14 protein-coding genes and 2 pseudogenes are annotated in these 20,889 nt (G+C 73.7%); 4 read left to right on the top strand and 12 right to left on the bottom strand.

The genetic code is table 11. The annotated features are described in order from the left end of the window. Positions 1-63: 63 nt before the first annotated feature. Both ACGFZQ_RS03985 and ACGFZQ_RS03990 read left to right on the top strand, forming a co-directional pair. Positions 64-750, top strand: coding sequence for a helix-turn-helix domain-containing protein (locus tag ACGFZQ_RS03985; protein WP_393839038.1), 687 nt, complete (start codon positions 64-66; stop codon positions 748-750). After that, positions 705-1,100, top strand: a complete 396-nt coding sequence (locus tag ACGFZQ_RS03990; protein ID WP_393839039.1) for a hypothetical protein — start codon at positions 705-707, stop codon at positions 1,098-1,100. Before ACGFZQ_RS03985 ends, ACGFZQ_RS03990 begins: the two co-directional genes overlap by 46 nt. Positions 1,101-1,169: 69 nt before the next feature. Here the strand turns inward: ACGFZQ_RS03990 and ACGFZQ_RS03995 are convergent, their stop codons facing one another. Genes ACGFZQ_RS03995 through ACGFZQ_RS04005 form a run of 3 tightly spaced genes read right to left on the bottom strand, consistent with a single transcriptional unit; the run spans position 1,170 to position 4,102 of the window. Beyond that, a complete protein-coding gene (locus ACGFZQ_RS03995) occupies positions 1,170-1,919 on the bottom strand; it encodes a D-Ala-D-Ala carboxypeptidase family metallohydrolase (RefSeq protein ID WP_393839040.1) in 750 nt (249 codons plus the stop codon). A gap of 45 nt (positions 1,920-1,964) precedes the next feature. Continuing rightward, on the bottom strand, positions 1,965-2,384 hold the full coding sequence (locus ACGFZQ_RS04000; protein WP_351731391.1) for a hypothetical protein: 420 nt from the start codon (positions 2,382-2,384) through the stop codon (positions 1,965-1,967). Positions 2,385-2,410: 26 nt separating this feature from the next. Beyond that, positions 2,411-4,102 carry a GH25 family lysozyme gene (locus tag ACGFZQ_RS04005; RefSeq protein ID WP_393839041.1) on the bottom strand — a complete coding sequence of 564 codons (1,692 nt, stop codon included), beginning with the start codon at positions 4,100-4,102 and terminating at the stop codon, positions 2,411-2,413. Between the two features lie 334 nt (positions 4,103-4,436). Here ACGFZQ_RS04005 and ACGFZQ_RS04010 point away from each other — a divergent pair, with 334 nt between their 5' ends. Beyond that, positions 4,437-5,228, top strand: a complete 792-nt coding sequence (locus ACGFZQ_RS04010) for a hypothetical protein (protein ID WP_393839042.1) — start codon at positions 4,437-4,439, stop codon at positions 5,226-5,228. Between the two features lie 99 nt (positions 5,229-5,327). On the opposite strand, the gene ACGFZQ_RS04015 is transcribed toward ACGFZQ_RS04010, so the two are convergent. The 4 genes and pseudogenes from ACGFZQ_RS04015 to ACGFZQ_RS04030 all read right to left on the bottom strand — a co-directional run. Then, a complete protein-coding gene (locus ACGFZQ_RS04015; protein WP_393839043.1) occupies positions 5,328-6,953 on the bottom strand; it encodes a protease pro-enzyme activation domain-containing protein in 1,626 nt (541 codons plus the stop codon). Positions 6,954-7,080: 127 nt separating this feature from the next. Next, positions 7,081-9,957: an AAA family ATPase gene (locus tag ACGFZQ_RS04020; protein ID WP_393839044.1), complete on the bottom strand. Its 2,877-nt coding sequence runs from the start codon at positions 9,955-9,957 to the stop codon at positions 7,081-7,083. Between the two features lie 104 nt (positions 9,958-10,061). Beyond that, a complete protein-coding gene (locus ACGFZQ_RS04025; RefSeq protein ID WP_393839045.1) occupies positions 10,062-10,487 on the bottom strand; it encodes a PKD domain-containing protein in 426 nt (141 codons plus the stop codon). 132 nt (positions 10,488-10,619) lie between these two features. Further along, a pseudogene (locus ACGFZQ_RS04030) lies at positions 10,620-10,998 on the bottom strand (RNA-guided endonuclease InsQ/TnpB family protein); the annotation flags it as partial. A gap of 467 nt (positions 10,999-11,465) precedes the next feature. Between ACGFZQ_RS04030 and ACGFZQ_RS04035 the strand changes: the two are divergent. After that, a pseudogene (locus tag ACGFZQ_RS04035) lies at positions 11,466-11,627 on the top strand (sensor histidine kinase); the annotation flags it as partial. Positions 11,628-11,769: 142 nt separating this feature from the next. On the opposite strand, the gene ACGFZQ_RS04040 reads toward ACGFZQ_RS04035, so the two are convergent. The 5 genes from ACGFZQ_RS04040 to ACGFZQ_RS04060 form a co-directional block, all read right to left on the bottom strand. Continuing rightward, positions 11,770-12,807, bottom strand: coding sequence for a rod shape-determining protein (locus ACGFZQ_RS04040; RefSeq protein WP_351731415.1), 1,038 nt, complete (start codon positions 12,805-12,807; stop codon positions 11,770-11,772). A 138-nt stretch (positions 12,808-12,945) separates the two neighbouring features. Next, positions 12,946-17,745 (bottom strand): SAV_2336 N-terminal domain-related protein, encoded by a 4,800-nt coding sequence (locus tag ACGFZQ_RS04045; protein ID WP_393839046.1) that lies wholly within the window; start codon positions 17,743-17,745, stop codon positions 12,946-12,948. Beyond that, a complete protein-coding gene (locus ACGFZQ_RS04050; RefSeq protein WP_393839047.1) occupies positions 17,735-18,760 on the bottom strand; it encodes an AAA family ATPase in 1,026 nt (341 codons plus the stop codon). Before ACGFZQ_RS04050 ends, ACGFZQ_RS04045 begins: the two co-directional genes overlap by 11 nt. 30 nt (positions 18,761-18,790) lie before the next feature. Continuing rightward, entirely contained in the window at positions 18,791-20,455 is a 1,665-nt protein-coding gene (locus tag ACGFZQ_RS04055) for a trypsin-like peptidase domain-containing protein (RefSeq protein WP_393839048.1), read from the bottom strand. Next, complete coding sequence (locus ACGFZQ_RS04060; protein WP_351691914.1) at positions 20,452-20,790, bottom strand: CU044_2847 family protein; 339 nt, start codon at positions 20,788-20,790, stop codon at positions 20,452-20,454. The genes ACGFZQ_RS04055 and ACGFZQ_RS04060 overlap by 4 nt, the downstream gene beginning before the upstream one ends. Positions 20,791-20,889 lie beyond the last annotated feature (99 nt).

Genomic DNA, 20,889 nt, shown 5'->3' on the forward strand with positions numbered 1-20,889 from the left:
ACGCGCGCCATTCCCGCGGTGTAGCTTCTACCCGTCAGTAGAGGCTTGAGCAAGGGGGGACGCGTGGTTGCCTCTCCGCAGACCGAAAAGTTCGCCGCCCATTTGCGGATGCTGAAGGACCGCAGCGGCCGGGGTTACGACCGCCTCGGCAAGGAGGCGGGCGTCAGCGGTTCCAGCCTGCACCGGTACTGCTCCGGCCTCGGCGTCCCGACGGACTACCGGGTGGTGCACGCCTTCGCCAAGGTGTGCGGCGCCAGTGCGGAGGAGCTCCGCGAACTGCACCGGCTGTGGGCGCTGGCGGACACCGACCGGGACGTACCGACCGCGGCCGCCGAGGAGAACCCGGTTTCCCCGCCGGAGACCATCCCCGAAGAGACCGTGAAGCCGCGCCGGTCCCGGTGGTCCGAGAGGCTGTCCTCCCGTCCCGCGATACTGGCCGCCGTGGTCGCGGTGGTGCTGGTGGCCGGCTTCGTGTGGCTGCCGGTCGGGAGCTCCGCCGGTGACGCGCCGGCGACCGACGGCGGGCTGCTGTACTCACCCGCCTGCAAGTCGGTGAGCATGGGGCAGCACGACGAGTGCGTGCGGGAGGTCCAGACCCTGCTGACGCGGGCCAGGGGCACGCTCGCCGTCGACGGCGACTTCGGGCCGGAGACCCTGCGCAGACTGACCGCGTTCCAGGTGCTGGCGGTCTGCCGGCCACCAACGTGGTCGACGACGTCACCAAGAAGGCGCTCTACGCGCAGCAGGTGAGCATGACGACCTGGTCGCCGGCGAAGGTGGCGCAGCGGGTCCGGGAGGTGTTCGTCGAGGATCCCGGCACCGCCGTGGCCGTCGCCCGCTGCGCTTCGTTCCTCGACCCGCTGTACGTACTGCCCAACACCAACGGCAGCCGCAACTGGGGTGTGTTCCAGATCTCCGACGCCCGCCTGCGGGACCTCGACGGCACCCCGCTGCGGGCGTTCGACCCGGACTGGAACATCAGGGCGGCCCACCGGCTGTGGAGCGTCCGGCACGACTTCCACGACTGGCCCTCGTGCGAGGCGGCGCTGAAGAGCACGCCGACGGGCAAGCCGAAGAGCACGCCGAAGAGCAAGCGCTGAGGCGCTGAAGCCCGGAGCTCCGGGTACCGAAGCGGCGGTACCCGGAGCTCCGCTCCCCCGAATGCGGCGTCAGACCGTGCCGTTCTCCCACCACCAGGCGCGGCCGAGGTCGGCCCTGCTGTCGACGTGCTGGTGGTCGACGGTGTACGTCTCCAGCCCGGAGAACCCGCAGGTCTCCGCCTTCTGGTAGACGGTCTTGGTGGCCACGCCGGGCACGTCGAGGTCGGCCGCCGTGCCGTACAGGTGCATGCTGTCGCTGGCCCCGCCGATCTCGGCGTTGTGCGCGATGCTGCGGAAGCCGGAGTTGACCGTGATCGGCTTGTCGCCCAGCTTCTTGCGCAGCGCCTCCAGCTTGTACATGCAGCGCCGGACGTTCTCCTTCACCTGCGACGCGCTGAGCTTGCCGCCGTTGAAGGTGCCGTCCGTCTGGTTGTAGAACTCGCTCCAGTTGAAGTGCAGCGTGGAGCCGTCCGACTGCTCCAGAGAGTTGAGCTTCGCCTGGGTGTTGGGGCCGACCTCGGCATCGGCGCTGAGACCGTACGCCGCCTGGAACCGGCGTACGGCGGCCGCCGTACCGGGGCCGAAGTCCCCGTCGATGCCGACCAGGCTCTGGCTGGCGCTGTCCGCCGCCCAGCCCGCGATCCGGATCTGCAGTTCGGTCACGTCGGCACCCGTCGCGCCCTGGGTCAGCGTACGCGACCACGCATAGGCCTGTGCGGTGCCCGAGAACAGCAGCTGGCCGAAGGCGATGCCGGCACCGGCGGCCAGCGTGCCGCGCAGCATGGAGCGGCGGTCTATGGGACGGAAGGAGGAGGTCATGGTCGTCCTTTCGGGAACTCTCGGTGACGGTGGTGCGGGCAGAGGTCAGTAGGCGATCTGGAACGTCACGTTCTGCGCGTCGGTGTCGTAGGGGCCCACCCGCAGGACGAAGTGGGTGCCGTCCTTGACGTCGGTGGCGACGGTCGCCCACTCGGTACCGTGCAGGGAGTAGGTGTCGTCGTTGTTGCACTTGCTGGTGTGGTCGACGAACACCACGCAGGCGTACAGGAACACCCCCGCCGGGCTGTCCGTGAGGAGCCTCATGTTGATGTCGTTGCACCGCGAGGATGTCGTATAGGTGCCGTAGGACACGGGCGACGTGGAGTAGTGGTACGTCAGGGTCCTGGCGCCGCCGTAGCAGCTGGTCGCGGTGGCCGAGGGCTGCGCGGAGGCGGGTGCGACGCCCACGCCCAGCAGCGCGGCCGCGGTGATCAGAACCGAGGCGAACGTCCTGTTCCTGGTCATGGTGGTCTCCGTTCGGGTGAGGGGGGTCAGAAGGCGATCTGGATGGTCGCGGAACTGCCTTCCAGGTCCACGCCGTTGGGCACGGTGAACTTGGTCCCGTCCAGGACGTCGGTGGCGATGGTCGTCCAGCTCCAGCCGACCCTGGTCCAGCGGTTGCAGACGCCGGTCTTCGCGAACTTCACGCAGGCGACGACGTACTCCGCGTCGCCGCCGATGACGCGCATGTTGATGTCGTTGCAGCGGCTCGTCGTCCAGTACGGGCCGAAGTCGAGCACGTCCCCGTAGCGCACCGTGACCGCTCCGCCGTAGCAACTTGTCGCGGCCGAGGCGGCCGATACGGAGGCGGGCGCCGGAGCGGTGACACCGGAGGTGCGGTTGGCCAGCCGGTCCAGATCGGCCTGGGTGCCGTTGAACACGTCCGCGGTCGCCGGTGCCTTGATGCCCGGGAACAGCGCGGCGTCGGTGTACTGCCACATCGCCCAGGTCGTCGAGCCGTTCGGCACCGGCGGCTGGGTGATCGACCGGCGGTAGTCCGCGAGTTGCAGCGGATACCGGGCGAAGGCGGTGGTCGAACCCAGGCAGTCGTCCAGGAAGGACTTCTGGGTGTAGATGACCGGCGTACGGCCGAAGGCCGCCTCCACCTTGTCCAGCCAGGCCTTGGCGTCGGCCACCGTGCCGTAGGTGGGGCAGCGTCCGGTGCCGTCGTCCATGCGTTCCAGGTCGAACACCGGCGGCAGGTCGCCCGCCCGCTGCCCGGTGTAGCCGGTCGCCCGTACGGCGGCGATGAACCGGTCGGCCTGCGCGGCACCGGTGTCGGCCGCGGTGCCCGTGTAGAAGTGGTACGGCGCGACGGCCAGTCCCGCCGCCCTGGCCGCCGGCAGGTCGGTGGCGAGGTATTCGTCGGTGACGTTCAGGCCCCGGGTGGCCTTGACCGTCGCGAACTCGACACCCGAGGCCTTCACGGCCTTCCAGTCGATCGGCGCGCCGCCGGGGTGCTGGTACTTGGCGGTGTCCAGTCCGTCGATCGGGTAGCCGGCGGGACGCGGTGGCGTGCAGTACGTGTTACGGCTGGACCAGTCCACGAGTTTCGCCCAGGTGTTGGGGCCCACCACGCCGTCGGCACTGAGGCCCGCGCAGTGCTGGAACTCGATGACCCGGCTCTCGGTGCCGCCCCCGAAGTCGCCGTCGATCGTCAGCGGCGGGTAGTGGAAGGGCTCCATGGCCAGGTTCAGCCGGCACTGCGCCTCCTCGACCTCGGTGCCCTTCGCGCCCTTCTGCAGGCTCGGGCGGGTGTCGGTGTGGCCGCACACGGTCGTCTGCGCCGTGCCCGCCGTGCCCTGGGTCGCGCAGGTGTGCGGCTGGGCGGCCCAGGTGTTCAGCGCCGCCCAGGTCCCCGGGCCGAGCACACCGTCCGCGTCCAGCCCGGCGCACCGCTGGAACTCCTTGACCCGCGTCTCCGTCGCCGGCCCGAACGAGCCGTCCGCCGCGATCGGCGTGTACCGGCTCGGCTTCGTCGCCAGATCGAGCTCGCACTGTGCCTCGACGGCCGGATCCCCCGTCGAGCCCCGCTGCAGTGTGGGCTGTGCGCTCGTGTGCCCGCAGACCGCGACCGCGGCTGCCGCGGCGGACTGCGCCGCCTGCACCGCCGTCGTCCCGTACAGGGGCAGGACCGCTGCCACGGCGAGGGTCAGACCCCGCAGAAGCGTCCTTCGTCCCATCTGGTGTTCCCCCTCAGATCGGTGACCGGGAGGCCCCGGCAGGGATCAGGCTGGCAGGGCCGGTCCCGCAGCGGATCCGCCGCGCCCCGGCAGGGACGCCGGGACAGTCGCGCGCCTGTGACCTGCGGGGACGGATCACCTCTGGGATGCGGTTGGGACAGCGGACACGAGGTCCGCCGCGGCCGGGCCGGGCCGCCCGCCCGGCGGATGCGGACATCGGTCCGGAGAACGGGGCAACCGGGACCGGCCCTCGCGGGTCTAGCCACCGGTGACACACCCTCAGGCTCCGCCGTACGACGAGACGGCGGGGCCGGCCATCCCGAAGGGGGACTCCATGCGCATCCGCCCGGCCGTCGCCGTCGCTTCCCTGACGACCGCCCTTGCCGTGTCCGTGATTCCGGCGACCGCCCAGGCGGCGGACCGGGCCGCGGCCGGCGGCACGGCGTTCTCGGACGTCGTCGTCAACGGCGGCAAGGACGTCGTGCTCGGCCTGACCACCAGAAAGACCGTCACGATCACCTGGACCGCCAAGGACCCGGACGGCGTCGCCGCCTCCTGGGCCTACCTGTGGCACGGTCCGAACACCGACGACGCCGACGGCATCCTGCCGCTGTACCCGCCGGCGGGTACGTGCACCGCGGCCTCCGCCGACCGCACCACCGTCACCTGCAAGACGAGCTTCGGCGTGGACGCCGCACGGGACTTCCGCCGCAACGGCCTCGCCGGCACCTGGAAGGTGCTCGCCGCGGCGCAGGACACCGGTGACGACTGGACGGAGACCGACGTTGCCGGCACGGCCCGGATCCAGCGGCTGGCCAAGGTGACGGTGAACGCCTCGCCCGAGCCGGTGAAGAAGGGCAGGACCGTCACGGTCACCGGCAGGCTCACCCGCGCCGACTGGGAGAGCGGCGGCTACACCGGCTACCAGGGGCAGCCGGTACGGCTGCAGTTCCGCAAGAAGGGCGGCTCCGCGTACACCACCCTGAAGACCGTCACCAGCGGCAGCGGCGGAACGCTGAGGACCACGACCGGGGCGAAGGCGGACGGCTACTTCCGCTTCCTCTTCCCCGGCACCACCACCACCGGCCCGGCCACCGCCGCGGGCGACTTCGTCGACGTCAGGTGACGGACCGCCCCGTCCGGAGAAAAGGCCCGGCCCCGGGTCCGAAGGCAGGACTCGGGGCCGGGGCCGGGCCGGATGCGCCCGGTGTTTCAGGAGACGGGGTCAGCCGAGGAGCTTCGTGGCCAGGGTCGAGGCGTTGTACGAGCCCCAGCCGGTGGTGAAGTCCCAGCCGGAGGCCGCGGAGTAGGCGCCGTTGCTGCCGCTGGTGATGTCGTGGAAGCCGGTGCCGCTCGCCGTGTAGAGGGCGGGGTTGGCGAAGCCGAGGTTGGCCTTGCCCTTCGCCGCGGCCTGCTGGTTGTAGAGGGCCGCGAACGCCGCCCACTCGGGGGCCGCCGCGCTGGTGCCGCCGACCGAGGACCAGGAACCCTGCGAGTAGATGGAGACGCCGGGGCTGGGGTTGGCGTGCGCCGAGACGTCCGGGACCTGGCGGTAGCCGCCGCCCGCGCTCTTCTGGACGGCCGTCTGCCAGCTCGGGATCTTGAAGACGGAGGACTTGCCGCCACCGCCGCCGGACCAGGCCACCTCCTTGCTGAAGGCGTTGGCGGAGGTGACGGTCAGCTTGGTGCCGCCGACGCCCGTGACGTACGGGTCGCTGGCCGGGTAGTCGACGGAGGTGCCGCCGTCGCCCGCGTCGTCGGAGCCGTCGTCACCGGAGGCCGCGTAGAAGCCGAGGCCCTCGGCGGCGCCCGCCTTGAAGACGGCGTCCACCGCGTTGATGTTGGAAGTGGTGCGGGCGGACTCGGCGGCGCCCCAGCTGATCGAGGTGGTCGGGATGCCGCTGTCGACGATGGCCTGGTAGGTGTCGACCTCGCCGGCGTCCGAGTTGGGGCCCTCGAAGACCGTCACGTTCGCCTTCGGGGCGATCGCGTGCAGCACCTCGATGTCCAGCTCGACCTCGACCTGGCCGTCACCGAGCGAGCCCGAGCCGCCGTCCACCTTGGACACGGTCGGGGTGGGCGACCCGAGGCTGTAGTTGGTGTCGTACTTGGTGATGTTGGACTGCTGGAAGCCGTCGAACTCAAGGAGCGCGATCTTCTGGCCGCTGCCGGTGTAGGTGCTGGAGACGTTGTAGCCGCCCTTGAGCTGGGCCGGGGTGTAGCCGCCGCCGGGGCCGTCGTGCGGGGAGACGGTGTGCGGGGTCGCCTGGTGGTGCAGCTGGACGCGGTTGTTGAGGCCCGCCACGTCGCTGACCAGGGAGGCGAGGGAGGACGGGAGGGTCGGCGCGCTGTCGTTGGCGTAGAAGGCGCGGCCCGAGGCGGCGTCCTTCCAGGTCGACAGCTGGGTGCCGAAGGCCTTCTGCAGCTGGGCGGCGGTGCCGCTGGCGTCGACCAGCAGGTTGCCCGAGTGCACCTTGCCGACGGTGACGCCCTGCGAGCGCAGGTAGTCCCGGAGCTTGTTCACCTCGGCGTCGGTCCGGCCGAACCGGGCCGCGAACTGCCGCTTCGTCAGGTAGTGGCCGTACGAGGCCGAGTGCGGATCGCTGACCTTGGCCACGAAGGTGTCAAGTGCCGTACCGCCGCGGGGAGTCAGGCTGATCGCCACCGATATCCGCTTGCCGGCCGCGACCTTGCCGGTACGGGACGCGTTGTGCTTCAGGCCGGGCAGGACGTCGCCGGCGACGGCGGCGCGGGCCGTGTGCGGGGCGTCGGACGCGTAGGCGGCGGGGACGACCGCCGTGACCAGGGCCGGCGCGGCGACCAGACCGAGCAGTTTCAGACGTGACTTCACCGAAGTCCTCCGGAGGGGGGTGGGGGGTGGGGAGTGCGTTCCGTGAGCGGAATCCCGCAGGCGGAACGGGATCACCGTAGGAACTGCGGCCCTGCCCCCATAAGCGGGGTAACCCTTGCGTTGCGTGTTAACTGCGGGTGTCGAAGGTGCGGGGGACGCGGACGCGCGCGGGCTGACTGATCGTCATAGGCGGTGCCGCGGAGGCGGGTTGGTCGTCGTCGACCGCGTCCACCGCCGCTCCGGAGGCGATGACGGCGACCGCCATCGCGTGCGCCAGCGCGGTGCGCGAGCGGACGCCGAACTTGCGGTAGACCCGGGACAGCGCCCCCTCCACCGTCTTGACACTGATGAACAGCTCCGCGGCGACCTCCCTGTTGGTCGCCCCGCCGCCGACCAGTTCGGCGATCCGGGCCTCCGCGGGAGTCAGTTCGGGCCCGCCGGCGCCCGCCTCGCCGCCGCGCTCCCCGGCCGCCAGCCGGGCCAGCTCGTCCCGGGCCCGGGACGCGAGCGGGACCGCGCCGATCCGGGTCGCCGTCTCCAGGGCCTCGGCGAGCGCCTCGCGGGCCGCGTTCCGGCGGCGGGCCCGGCGCTCGACCGCGCCGAGTGCGATCAGGGTGCGTGCCAGTTCGACGGGGAGCGGGAGGTGACGCAGGCGCTCGACGGCGGTGCGCAGCCGCACCGCCCCCTCCTTCGCCCGGCCGAGCCCTGCCTCCCGCAGGCCCTCCGCCCGCTCCAGCGCCGCCAGTACGCTGCCGGGCGCGCCGTCCGGCAGGCGCGCGTGGGCGTCGCGGAGCACGGCGCCGGCCGCGTCCGTCTCGCCCAGCACGACCAGGGCCTCGGTCAGGTCCGCGTACCAGTGCAGCAGGGGCGGGTCGGCGGCGCACATGGCCTCGCCCAGCTCCTTGACGCGCTCCAGCGCCTCGACCGCGGCCGCCGCCCCGCGCGGATCGCCGCCGAGCAGTTCGGCCTGCCCGAGCACCGCCAGTGCGCGCAGCAGGAACAGCCGGTCGCCGTCGGCCTCCGAGGCCTGGACCGCCCGCGCGGCCAGCCGCCGGGCCTCGTCCGCGGTGGCACCGGTGGTCGCGGCGAGTGCCGCCGCGTACAGCGCCGGGGCGGTCCGGGGCAGGGTGCGCGAGCAGCGGGCCGCGGTGCGCAGCGCCTCACGGCAGTGCCCGGCGCGGACCTGGATACGGGTCAGCGCCACCAGGGTCGCCGTCACCTCCTCGGCCCCGGCCGACCCGCCGATCTCCTGGAGGAGCCGGACGACCTGGTCGCGGGCCTCGGTCACCTGGTCGGAGTCCAGGGCGAGGATCGCCCGCATCCGGATCAGCCGCCGGCTCTCCGGGCCGCCGCCGGCGCCGCCGACCAGGGCGAGCGCCTCTTCCAGCGCGGCGTCGGCGGCGACCGGCTCCCCGGCCAGGGACCGCACCCGGGCGAGGGTGGCGAGCGCCCCGATGCTGGTGTCCGTGTCGCCCGCCGCGGCCGCCTGCCGGGCCGCCCGCCGGGCTTGGCGGGCCGCCTCCGCCAACTCCCCGCACAGCAGCCCCCGTACGGCGGCCCAGTGGTGCAGCCGCGCCTCGGAGCGCGGATCGCCGGCCGCGTCCCGGAGGCCTTCCGCGATCAGGTCCTCGGCGCTCTCCAGCGCCTGCCCGGCGCCGAGCAGCAGGACCAGGCGGGCCCGCACCCGCTGTGCCGCGGAGCCCGACCGGGCGAGGACGGTCCCGGCGGCCTCGCCCGCTTCCTCCGGGCGGCCGGCGTCGCACGCGTACTCGGCCGCGGCCAGCAGCCGTTCGGCACGTTCGGCCGGGCGGCCGTCGGGGGTGCGGCGGGCGGCGAGAGCGGCCAGTTCGAAGGCGGTGCCGGGGGAGCCGTCGCCGCGGGCGGACTCGGCCGCGGACATCAGGGTGCGGGCGGTGGCCTCGTCCTCGTACGGTCGGGCGAGCGCGAGGTGCCGGGCGCGCTCCACGGGCCCGGCCGCCGCCTCGGCCAGCCGCGCGTGTGCCTGCCGCCGGCCGTGCTCGGGGGCGTCGGCGTGCACGGCCGCCCGCAGTACGGGGTGCCGGAACCGTACGATCCCGTCGGCGTCGGCCGTCGCGATGCCGAGCCGTTCGGCCTCCGCGAGGTCCGCGGCGGGGTCGGGGATTCCCGCGGCACGCAGCAGGGTCAGGCTGGGGCGGGCGGCGGCGCTCGCGACGAGGAGGGTGTGCCGTACCGCCTCCGGCAGCGAACGGGCCTGCTCCAGAAGGAGGTTGCGCAGTCTCGGCGGTACGGGCGGGGTCGCGCCGAAGCCGAGGTGCGCCGGGGCGTGCCGGGCGGCCCGCCCCAGCTCCCGCGCGTACCAGGGGTTTCCCGCGGCGGTCTCCTGGACCGCCCGCAGCAGGGCCGGGGGCAGGTCGGCATCGAGGTCGGCGCGGACGAGCCGGGCCGTCTCGTCGTCGGTCAGGGGCGGCATGGGGAGTTCGACGGTGCCGGGCGGGCAGCAGCGCAGCCGTTCGGGCTGCCCGCCGTCCGCCACCCGCTCGGCGGCGAGCATCCGGATGCCGGGACCCTCGAGACGGCGTACGGCGAAGGCGAGGACCTCGGCGGTCGGCTCGTCGAGCCACTGCAGACCGTCGACGACCAGCAGGACGGGGCCGGTGGCGGCCAGGGCGCGCAACGCGTCGAGGACGGCGACACGGACCGCGAGCCGGCCCCGGTCGTCCGCCGGCTCCGGGCCGCGCAGCAGGGCCGCCCGCAGCGCGGTCCGGGGCTCGGGCGGCAGGCTCTCCAGGCAGCTCTCCGGGACGCGTGCGAACAGGCCGACGAGTCCCGCGAAGGGGAGTTGGGTCTCCTCCTCGGCGGGCGAGCAGTGCAGTACGGTGCCGGCCGGCGGGGCGTCGGCGGCCAGGGCCGTCACGAGCGTGGACTTGCCGATGCCGGCGGGACCGTGGAGGAGCACTCCGGGGCGTGCCGCCGCCTGGGCTCGGGCGGCGTCGAGCAGCGCACGGCGCCCGGTCGGAAGCATGTGTTCATGACAACCGTCGATGATCGGCTTGTCAATGACATCGGTCACCTCCCGGACCCGCCCCCGGTGCGCCCCCGGGCCCGGTCGGTGAGCGAGCCGCCGGTTCACATGGTGTGGGGCCGCGGTCCGACGGGGACCGTCACGGTGGCGCCGCCTCCGTCGTCGTCGGTGACGGTGAGCACCGGACGGTGGCCGCCCGGCCTCCGGTACACGTGCTCGGCGTGGCAGGTGGTGCCGGTGATCCTGCCCTTCACCGGGCGGCCGCCGTCCTTCCAGTCGACGGTGCAGGTGTGGGTGTCGGAGCCGCCCCGGTCGGTGAAGGCGGCGGTGACGACCTGGGTGGCGACGGGCAGGGCGAGTTGCCCGACCTCGCCGTCGGCGAGCGCCCGGTCGTATACACGGAAGTCACAAATCCAACCCTTGATGGCACCCGGGGTGATGGTGACGGAGGTGTTGCGGCCGGCCTCGACACCGTCCTCGTAGAGCACGCCCGTGGTGCCGGTCTGGGTGTAGGCGATGCGCTTCCACACCGAGCGGGTGAGGTTGTGGGAGCCGGCCGGCCTGGTCGTCTGCTCGGCGGACCAGTTGCCGGTGGTGAAGAGTTGACTTGCTCCTCGGGCCGAAGCCCGAGGATTCTGGCCTTCTCGATCGTTGCTGTGCCGCTACGCGGCACGGGGTTCGGTCGGGAATCCGTGGCTTCCTGTTTCTTCGCGCTGTGCCGGGATCGCTCCTGGTCTTACCGGCGCTCCGCAGGCCGATACCGCCAGTCCGGCGGCCGTCTTCACGTTGAGTGCGGCGTTGGTGTCCCGGTCATGGACGGACGCTGAGGGGTTTGGGTCCGTCCTTGACGCCGCAGGTGGGGCAGGTCTGGGAGGTCGGTTCGTACCGGTCGATCCTGACCAGGGTCCGCCCGTACCGGGCGGCCTTGTATTCCAGCATGCTGATAAACGAGGACCATCCGGCGTCGTGCACGGACTTGGCCAGCTTCGTGCGAGCCAATCCCGCCACCGACAGATCCTCCACGGCGATCCCTTGGTTCTCGGGGTACCGAGGTGGCGGTCAGCCCGGCGAACCACGCCGCCCGGCGTCTCGCGCGACCGGGCGGGCCTGCGGTGTGCGTCATGTGCGGCTCCCTGCCAAGCCCTTTGTCGTTACATGGAGATGACGTAGCGTTGCGGGAGTGTCAACCGACGGGCATGGCGCTGTCGAGAGTTTTCGAACCATGTCCGGCAAGCCGAACCTGGTGAGGGGAAGGGGAGCGGCGGATTGCCAACTCGCGGCGCTCATGAGGCTTGGAGGTGCCGGTCGCTGGGCATGGCCCTCCTACCGGACGGCAGGCCCGGTCAGGGCTCGGCAAGAGGAGGGCGTCATGGACGGTCGGATTCGCGTGCGCGTTGTTCGTCGGCCCGCTCCCCGGGGGCAGGAGATCGACCGCAGGACGCCTTCCGGGCGGATCCTGCCGTACTAGGGCCTGTCCGGAGGCGGCCCGCGAGTTCGGCCCCTGGCGGGTATGCGACAAGGTCCGGCTCGCCGACCCCCTGGCGGGCCGCCGCCCGGCCGGCCGCGAACAGCGCGGCGGTCGCGGCCTGCTCCCGGTCAACCTGGTGGCCGACCTGCTCCGCGTGCACACGGGACCCGGCGGGACGACCGTACGCTGCTGGATCGGCCGCTGTTCTCAAAGTGCCCCGGATTCACGCCAGTTGACCTGCATGTCCGTTTTGGAGGTCTCGGGGGACCCCCGGGGGCGACCTAATCCAGGGGCGACCGGTTGCGCAGGGACGCATCGGTACACGGCGGTACAGGTCGAGGACCTCAGGCGGCCAGCGGATCCAGCACCAGCGGTTCGATGCGGCCCTCCAGCATCGCGCCGATGCCCTGGACGACGCACACGTCCGGCCGTTCCGCGATGTGCACCGGCATACCGGTGGCCTGCCGCAGCAACTGGTCGAAACCGGGGAGCAGCGCCGAGCCGCCGACCATCATGATCCCGCGGTCGGCGAGATCGGCGACCAGGTCGGGCGGGCAGTCCCGCAGCACCTTGCCGATCCCGTCCAGCACCCCGGTGAGCGGCGTCTGGATGGCATCGCGGACGGCGGCGGTGTCGACCCGCACACTGCGGGCGAGGCCGGTGGCCACGTCCCGCCCGTGGATCTCGGTGGAGGCCGGGCCGTGCGGGGTGAGGCCGTTCCCGGACAGGGCGAGCTGCAGGGGCCGTACCGACTGGCTCGGCAGCATCAGCTCGTGCTCGTGCCGCAGATGCTGCACGATCGCGCGGTCCACGGCCTCGCCGCCGACGGGCAGCCGCTCGGCGCACACGATCGACCCGAGGGAGAGCACCGCGACCTGCGTCGCCGCCGCCCCGCAGACCAGGATCATGGTCGCCTCGGGCCGCTCCACCGGCATCCCGCACCCCACCGCGGCGGCGATCAGGGTGTCGACCAACTCCACCCGCCGTGCCCCCAGTCCCGCCAGCGTCTCGATGGTCGCCCGCTGGGCCAGCGGGTCGGCGTCGTGCGGGGTGCAGGCCGCCGCCCGCAGCCGGGGCTTGCGGCGCAGCGAACGGCGGATCTTGTCGCCGAGCAGATGACGCAGCATCCGCTGGGCGATCTCGATGTCGACGACGCTACCGCCCGAGATGGGGCGTACGACGCGGATGTAGTCGGGCGTCCGGCCCGTCATCTTCTCCGCGAACTCGCCGACGGCGATCAGGGCGCCGGTGCGGGTGTTCACGGCGGCCACGGAAGGCTGGTCAACGACCAGGCCCATGCCCTTCACGTACACCCGGGTGCGGGCGGCCCCCAGATCGACGGCGAAATGGCAGCGGCGCAACTGCTCCAGACTGACGGTCACGGCAGATCCTCCCGAGTGCGCGGGCCGTACGGGGTGACACCGCCGGTCGGCGGCCTGCTTCGCATCCTCCGGGGGATCCGGACGGCGCGCCTTCGGGGGAGGGCCGGGCGGGGCGCGGCTGAATGGGGGGTTTCCCGGCTACAGGGTGCGGGCGGCTTCGAGGAGGGGACGCAGGCCCGGTTCGCCGCCGACGTGGAAGAAGGGAACGTCGGCCTGCCGGGCCGCCTGCCGTTCGGCTTCGGTGGCGCCGACCATCAGGCACTTCGAGGGACGGACGCCGAGGTGCCGCAGGGCCCGCGACACCACGTGCGGGTCGGGCATCGGCGGCGAGTGCAGCCCGTCGCGCCCGTGGACGCCTCCGTGCAGACAGTCGAGGAGCCCGCGCCGGTGCAGGTACGCGGTCGCCGTGTAGGGATCGCAGTCGGTGACGACCGCCAGCTCCAGGCCCATGTCGGCGAGGGTACGGATCACCAGGTCGGCGTCGGGGACGGGGACGGACCGCTCGGCCGACCGCGTTTCCAGCGCCGCGAGGCGCGCGCGCAGCTCCGGGGAGATGTTCCGCGGGTCCAGTGCCGGGGGACGGCCGAGCGGATCCGGACCGAGCAGGCGGGCCAGGAGCGGGATGTCCGGGGCCAGGTCGTCCGGGCCGAGCCGGGCCAGCGTGCCGTCGAAGCCGAACACGACCGCGTCCGCCCGGCGCAGCCGGGCGTTGAGATCGACCCGCTCCGGACGGGCCGGCGGCACGGGGTGGGGGTCGTGGGTCGGCGTGAGCGTGAGGTCCCAGCGGACGTCGATGCCCTGCGGGGCCCGCCGGTCGCCCGGTCCGTCGGCGAGTTCGGCGCTCGCCTGGCGGAGATAGGTGCGCGGGTACTGGTCCGACAGATAGCGCAGCTGCGCTCGCAGGAGGTCGGGGATGGCCCTGTGCGCGGATGCGGCGGTGCCGTGGGTCACCGCCTGGAGGGGATCGACGACGCGCCAGCGGGCTTCGCCGGTGGCGCGGAAGGTCGCCTCGGACTCGTCCAGTTTCAGCCGCCGTTCGGTGAGGTCGACCTCGCGGTAGTGCGTGGCCGCGGGGAACACGACGAGGCTGACCTCGTCGCCGTCGTGGCTCTGGTACACCATGGTCCTGGTCTCCCGGACCGGCTCCGGAAAGAGGCTCCCGCCGGGCAGCGGGTAGGGGCCGTGCACGGGTGTCGGCTTGCGCGTGCCGTCGTACAGCGGACGCCGCAGCACGCACAGCTGGTACCAGCCCTCCTCGGTCCCGCGGCGCAGCGGCAGCAGCAACGGGTCGGGGTCGGTGTCCTCGTCCAGTTCGTCCCGGAGCAGCTGAGGTACGGCGATGATGCCCCGTCGGTCGTCGGCCGCGTCCAGCGTGCGGCGGACCCTCGACAGGGCCGGGGTCACGGTTCGGCCGTCGGCCAGGACACAGGAGAAGATCACCAGACACCTGAGACCGCCCAGCCTCAGCACCTCGTCCTCGAACCGCGCGATGGCGACGAGGACCAGCGGCAGCCCGGAGACGTCCGGCTCCGTCAGCACCGAGTAGCCGTTGCCGAGGGCGGTCATCACGTACTCGCCGGCGCCCAGTGCGGCGTCCGCCAGCAGCCGGGTGACCGCCCGGCCGAGCGCCGCCACGTCGTCCGGGTGCCGGGGGGCGTCGGCGAAGTCGAAGGTGACCAGGGTGCGGTAGGTGGGCGGGGGCGGCCCCGCGGCGGGGGTCCCGGAGCCGGCGTCGGGGTCGTACCCGTCCTCGGTCTCGGTCTCGCTCTCGTGGGGCGGCTCCTCCTCGCCCAGCGGGTCGTCCACCGCGAACAGGCTCTCGGGTACGACGTTCTGCGGCAGCGGCGCCTCGACGGCGGCGGCCGCCTCCTCCTCGATCGCGAAGATCGACGGCAGCGACTCCTCGGTGGGGAAGGAGCCCTCCGGTTCGTCGGGGGCCCGGAGTTCCGGGGGCGGGGCCGGGTACTCGTCCCCGTCGCCCGGCTCGTCGAACTCCGCGCGCAACTCATGCCCTATGGCCCGGAGTTCGGGGTCGGTGCCGCCGGCCAGCTCGTACTCCTCGTAGACCTCCAGCGCTTCGTCGGTACGGCCGAGGCGTTGCAGCGCGATGAGGAGCAGCCGCAGGAGGTCCTCCCGGGAGGGATACGTCCGCAGGAGGTCGGTGAGCCGGCCGGCCGCGCGCTCGTACTCGCCCAGGTCCAGGTCGAGTTCGGCGACCTTGCGGTGCAGGGCCAGGCGGAGTTGCTGGAGCCGGGTGCGGGCGCTGCGGGCGGCGGGGCCGGGGACGTCCGCGAGGGGGCCCGCGTCGCGCCACAGGCCGAGCGCCGTGCCCAGGCGGGCCCGCGCCTCCCGGAGGTCGCCCTGGGCGGCGAGCCCGGTGGCCGTTCGCTCCAGGCCCTCGCAGTGGACCAGGTCCAGGTAGTCGGCGCTGGCGTGGAGCGCGTAGCCGCCGGGAAGGGTGGCCAGGACGCCGGGGCCGAGGGCTTGCCACAGCCGGGACATGATCCGGTCCACGGCCTCCCCCGGGTCCGTCGGCTCCTCGCCGGGGCTCCACAGCCCCTTCCGCAGGGCGTCGCGGGTCACCTCGCGGCCGTGGCGCAGCAGCAGCATGGCCAGCGCCGCGCCTTCCAGGGGGCCGAGGGCCAGGGAGTCGCCGGCGATCTCGGCGGTCACGGGGCCGAGGACGCGGTAGGAGCGCTGCCGGTGCTCCCTCTGGGCTCGCAGCAGCAGCTCACCGTCCGCGAGTTGCTCTCTCCCGGACACCTGCCGGGGCGGCGGGGACAGGAGCAGCGTCAGGGCGTGCGCGTACCGCTCGCGCAGGGACTCCGGCAGGTGGTGGAGCTGTTCCGGCGCGATGGGGGGAGACAGCCGGGGGAGTTCCCCCATGGCCAGGAGCACGAGTACCTGGCCCAGCGAGAACAGGTCCCGCGCCTGTGCAGCCCCCCCTGGCGTCCGGTCCAGAACCGGGGTGACCAGCTTGACGTTCCCGTCGGGCAGCAGCACGACGCGGGACAGGCCCAGGTCCACGGGTGCGACACCGGCGTCATGGAGGGCACCGACGGCTTGGGCGAGCTGCATTCCGATCGACACGAGAAGGGGGCCGGGCAGGTGGTAGCCGTTGGCTGTCGCGAGCTTGTCGAGAGGGATACCGTCCACGTATTCCGTGGCCAGGTACGGCGTCTCGCCCTCGATACCGAAGTCGCTGACGTGTACGACGTTGCGGTGCCCGAACGCGCACAGCCTCTCCGCATCGCGCAGGAACGCCTCCCGCCAACCGGAGACGCGGAGCGGCCGGTAGCGGCGCAGGACCACCTGTCGGCCGGTCTCCCGGTCCTCCGCCAGCCAGGCGGACCCGCCTCGCACGAACCGCCGCAGCAGGCGATAGCGCCCGTTGTCCCCACCCGGTACCGAGTCGGCTCCACCCTCCGCCAGCCGCCGCACACTCTCCGTCCGCACCGTCGCGAACGCCTCGCCGTCCCCGCCCTGGGAGGTGCCGCCCGCCGCCGGGGCCACCGCCCGGAACTCCCCGGGTGCCGCCCCCGCCCGCTCCTCGATCAACTCGCCCACCCGGGCCAGCAGTTCACTCGTGCCGTTCCGGGCCGCCCGCGGCAGGGTGCGCAGCAGCAGCTCACGTACGCCCGGCCGGAACGCGTACGACCCCGGCGGCCCCGGCACCGCCACCAGCACCCCGCTCACGATCACCTCCGCCAGGTGCTGCGGCCGCGGATCCGGCTCCACCGCCCGCTGCACCAGCCGCATGACCGGCAGATCGGGCCGGCCGACCGCGAGATGCCCCGCCAGCCGGAACGCCTCGGGGGACGCGGTCGCCCGGAACCGCAGGACCAGTTCCTCGGCGGAGAGCAGGGACACGTCCGTACGGGAGTCGCCCCGCACACCGCCGTCCAGCAGTGCGGCCGCGCCCGGGAACCGCGCCCCGCCCGCCGACACCACCAGCCCGGCCCAGTTCGCCAGCCACCGCGGCCCGGCGGCCTCCAGCACGGGCAGTACCAGCGACCCCGCCGGCACCTCCTCCTCGTACGGCGTGAAGGTGAGCGCCGATGTCGGTGCCGCCGGGAACGGCGCCGACAGCAGTCCCGGCGTGGCCGGTAACGCCGTGTCGCGCCACAGGTGTTCGGGGAGCGGCTGGAGCAGGGCCAGTGGCATCTGCCGCGCCCACCGCCGCAGCGTGCCGTACCACCGCGCGCCCGCCTCGCCCGATCGCCACTGCGGGCCCATGCAGTCGCTGATCAGGAACGTGACCGTGCGGCCGTCCCCGGGCAGCCCCGCGCCGCTCACGGTGCCGTCCGCGGCCGACCGGTGCACCGCCACCGTCCGGAACACCCCCGACTGGGCCAGCGCCGTGTGCAGTTCGCGGAGCAGCGGGTGCCAGACCGGCATCGTCGGACCGTCGTCGTACACCAGGTTCAGCCGCAGCCAGCGTTCGCGCGCGGGGCGCAGGACCGGGAGCCACCACTCGGGGGCCGCGCCGAGGCGGGCGATGCGGTCGGCGGTGGCGGGTTCGTCGAGACGGTGGCCGGACGGGGCGTCGGTGCGGCGTTTGAGGGGGCGCAGGGAGCGTTGCAGGGCCAGCGGGTGGCGCAGCATGGGCGGCGCGGGCGCCAGGAGGGAGGCGTACGTGCCGGGGGACGGGGTCGCGGAGGGGAGGTGGAGCGGGGTGCGGGTGGGCTCCTGCGGGCTCCCCGCGGCCGGGTGCTCCACCGGGTCGGGCGGCGGCGGGGCGGCGGGTTCCCCGGGCGGCGGGTCCTGTCGTACGGCCGCCTCTCCCGGCGGACCCGCCGGTTCCCCCTCCGGCTGCTCCATCCGCCCCGCCAGCCACAGCAGTTCGGCCAGTTCCCGGGGGGTGGGACGCATGCCACCGCCCGCCTGTGCCAGCAGGCCGGCGAGGCGGGCGAGCGGGGCCGGGTGGTCAGAAGGCATCTGTCCGGGTGGCCTCGCCGAGGTAGGGCATCAGCTGTTCGGCCAGTTCGTCCAGGGACCGGTCGTTCAGGTCGGAGGACCGGGCCAGGTAGATGGCGTTGAGGAGCTGGTCGGTGGCGAGGTCGCCGCCGCCGACCCGGGACAGGAACCGGGTGATCAGCGACTCGGCGTAGCTGTCCGGTTCGCCGAGGTGGGCGCGGACGATCCCGGCGAGCTGCTGGTCGTCGGGCTGGCGGAGCCGGAGCGTGACGCAGCGGCGCAGGAAGGCCGGCGGGAACTCGCGTTCGCCGTTGCTGGTGAGGACGACGAACGGGAACGCCCGGCAGCGCACCCGGCCGCGCTCCACGCCGACGCGTGCGTCGGTGCCGTCGACCATCACCTCGGCGGCGGGGGAGTGCCGGGCGGCACGGACCAGTTCGGGGATCTCGTACTGGCCCTCCTCCAGGACGTTGAGGAGGTCGTTGGGCAGGTCGAGGTCGCTCTTGTCGATCTCGTCGATGAGCAGGGCGCGGGGCCGGCCGTAGGGCAGCAGCGCGGTGCCGAGCGGGCCGAGGCGCAGATGGTCCTCGACGCCGGACTCCGGGACGGGGGCGCCCGGTGCGAGGGCCGCGGCCGACTGGCGGGCCGCGTAGAGGCGGGAGAGTGGGTCGTACTGGTAGAGGCCGTCGTGCAGGGTGCTGCGGCTGGTGATGTTCCAGCGCAGCACCGGGCCCAGCCGCAGCTCGCGGGCGACCGCGTAGGCGAGGGAGGACTTGCCGGTGCCGGGCGGGCCGGTGACCAGTAACGGGCGGCGCAGATAGAGGGCGGCGTTGACGAGCTGGACCGTGTCCGAGGTGGCCTGGTAGGTCGCGGCGCGGTGGGTGCGGTCCGGCGAGGTGGCCGAGGTGTCGTCGGCGTCGGCGGGGGTGGCCAGTTCCGGGCCGCCGTCGAAGGCCCGCCAGGGCGGCGGCGCGGGCAGCTCGGTGATGCCGTCGTGCGGCTCCTTCGTACCGGTGTAGACGGGCCACAGGGGCATGGGGGTCCTTCTCCGTTGGCGGCGGCGGGGTCAGGCGACGGGGGTGTGCAGGCTGGCGGGCGGCTCGGGGTAGCAGTGGGGGTCGTCCCAGAGGAGCTGGACGTCCCGCGCCCAGTGGCCCTCGGGGTCGAGGGCCGCCGCCTCCTCTCGCAAGTGCCATATGAGGCGCGGGAGTTCGGTCGGCGGGACACCGGCGACATACGGGCTCAGGGCGTCGAGGAAGGCGCTGCCCGGGCACGGTCCCGCGTGGTCGGTGCTCGCGCAGCCGGTGCGCGGCCACAGCAGCACCGGGACCGGCATGTTCACGCTGGCCTCGAAGTGCTCCGGGGCCGTGGCCGGCGGGGCGCCGAAACCGGCCAGGGCGGCGTCCTCGTCCCGCAGGCGCTTGCGCAGGCCGAGGGGGTGTTCGGTGCTGCCGCAGTCGACCCGGTGCAGGACCGTCCGGCCCGGACTCCGCTCCAGGGTCCGCCACTTGCCGGCCAGCTGGTGGCGCAGCCGTGCGCTGCGGTGCCGGGAGCGGTCGGTCACCACCAGCGGGTGCGCCAGGCCGAGCGGGGTGGAGTCCTCGGGGCCGCACTCCCAGTGCGCGACCGGCTCGTTCAGCCACTCGCGGGGCAGCACGAAGGTGAGCAACGCCTCGGCGTCCTGGGCGAGATGACCGAAGGCATCGTCGACGCGCTGCTGGACGTAGGCCCGCACCTCACCGCGCGGCAGCCGCTCCACGGCCACCGGCCGACGCTGACCCTCACGGTACGCCGACACCCGTACCGTGACCTGCTCCTGGCCCTCGCCGCTGCGCTCCAGCTCGACGACGATGGGCGCCCAGCCGGCCGTCCGCGCGGCCGCCGGCGGCCGTGGCTCCAGCAGCGCCCGCAGCCGGTCGGCGAACCTCTCCACCGCCTCCGGGTCGTCTACCTGCCACTGCACGTACGCGGCGGCCGCCCGCAGCGACGCGAACCCGTCCGCGGGCGGATCCGGGGCGAAGGGGCCAACCGCGTCCCGGTAGAGCTGGTCGGGACGGCAGTCCAGGCCGGCCTCCTCGGCCCGCCGTACCAGGGTGTGCAGCCGCCCAGTCGCGGCCGGGGTGTCGGCCTCGGGCGCCGGGACCAGCGCGCCCAGGTCGTACCAGTAGCGGGCCATGACCTCGGTGGGCAGCATCCGCCCGATCCGGACGCCCGCCTCGTCGGAGGCCTGCGCGACCATCCCGACCACCCGGTCGTCCGGCAGTGCCAGGGCCGCCCCGCTGAACCCGCCGGCAAGGGGCTGTCCGTGCGCCGAGGCGGCCTCCAGTTGCAGCCACTCGTCGGCGATCAGCGTCCGGGACACGGCACGGTAGCGGGCCTGCACCCCTTCGTCGAAGCCCGCCGGGAAGCCGTACGCCACCAGGTGCGTCCCGTCCTGCTCCGCCCCCGGCGGCGCGAACCGGGCCGGCCGTAACGGCACCTCACGGTCCAGTTCGAGTACGGCGAGGTCGCCCGGGTCGGTCCAGCCGCCCGCCCAGCCGCCGTGCACGGCCACGGTCGCGGTCAGCCCGCCCAGGTCCCGGCGGTTCGGGAAGCTCACCGTCAGCGGCGCCCACTCCCGCTCCTGGACGACATGCGCGCAGGTCAGCACCGTGCGGGGGGCGACGAGGAAGCCCGCCCCGGAGACCGCGCCCCCGCACTCGATCCGGGCGTGCCAGGCAGCGCGGCTCATGTCGCGTCGGCAGCCCCGGAGGCCCAGCTCAGCCGTACCACCAACTGCCCCTCGGCCGCGCCCTTGGCGATCACGGCACCCGCCTCCGCGGTCAGTTTCACCCCGAACTCCAGCTCCACCGAGTCGGGCCGCAGCGCGCCGTCGCGGAAGACCCGCAGCGCGGACTGGGCCGCCGCCCGCACCCCGTCCAGGGCGCCCTCGAAGGAACGGGCCGCCTGCGCCGCCGGTCCCGTACCGCCGTCGCGCGACACCGGGCGGCTGCCGGGGACGCCCTCGGCCGACTCCACGAGCACGACAGCACCGTCCTCGGTCTTGAACTCCATCATCCTCGCCATGGTGCCCGCGGCTCCCCCGTGTCCTCGACCCCGTAACCGGTCCATTGTGGCCGAAGCCGACCCCCCTTGTCCCGGCGCCGTGGCGGAAACCCGCCCGGG

This window comes from Streptomyces sp. NPDC048254, from assembly GCF_043201895.1.
Classification (GTDB): Bacteria; Actinomycetota; Actinomycetes; order Streptomycetales; family Streptomycetaceae; genus Streptomyces.

What these genes read in the sequence shown, in the direction of transcription:
- ACGFZQ_RS03995 (WP_393839040.1), bottom strand. Translation starts at nt 1,919, where the DNA reads ATGACCTCCTCCTTCCGTCCCATAGACCGCCGCTCCATGCTGCGCGGC.
- ACGFZQ_RS04000 (WP_351731391.1), bottom strand. Translation starts at nt 2,384, where the DNA reads ATGACCAGGAACAGGACGTTCGCCTCGGTTCTGATCACCGCGGCCGCG.
- ACGFZQ_RS04005 (WP_393839041.1), bottom strand. Translation starts at nt 4,102, where the DNA reads ATGGGACGAAGGACGCTTCTGCGGGGTCTGACCCTCGCCGTGGCAGCG.
- ACGFZQ_RS04010 (WP_393839042.1), top strand. Translation starts at nt 4,437, where the DNA reads ATGCGCATCCGCCCGGCCGTCGCCGTCGCTTCCCTGACGACCGCCCTT.
- ACGFZQ_RS04020 (WP_393839044.1), bottom strand. Translation starts at nt 9,957, where the DNA reads ATGCTTCCGACCGGGCGCCGTGCGCTGCTCGACGCCGCCCGAGCCCAG.
- ACGFZQ_RS04045 (WP_393839046.1), bottom strand. Translation starts at nt 17,745, where the DNA reads ATGCCTTCTGACCACCCGGCCCCGCTCGCCCGCCTCGCCGGCCTGCTG.
- ACGFZQ_RS04050 (WP_393839047.1), bottom strand. Translation starts at nt 18,760, where the DNA reads ATGCCCCTGTGGCCCGTCTACACCGGTACGAAGGAGCCGCACGACGGC.
- ACGFZQ_RS04055 (WP_393839048.1), bottom strand. Translation starts at nt 20,455, where the DNA reads ATGAGCCGCGCTGCCTGGCACGCCCGGATCGAGTGCGGGGGCGCGGTC.
- ACGFZQ_RS04060 (WP_351691914.1), bottom strand. Translation starts at nt 20,790, where the DNA reads ATGGCGAGGATGATGGAGTTCAAGACCGAGGACGGTGCTGTCGTGCTC.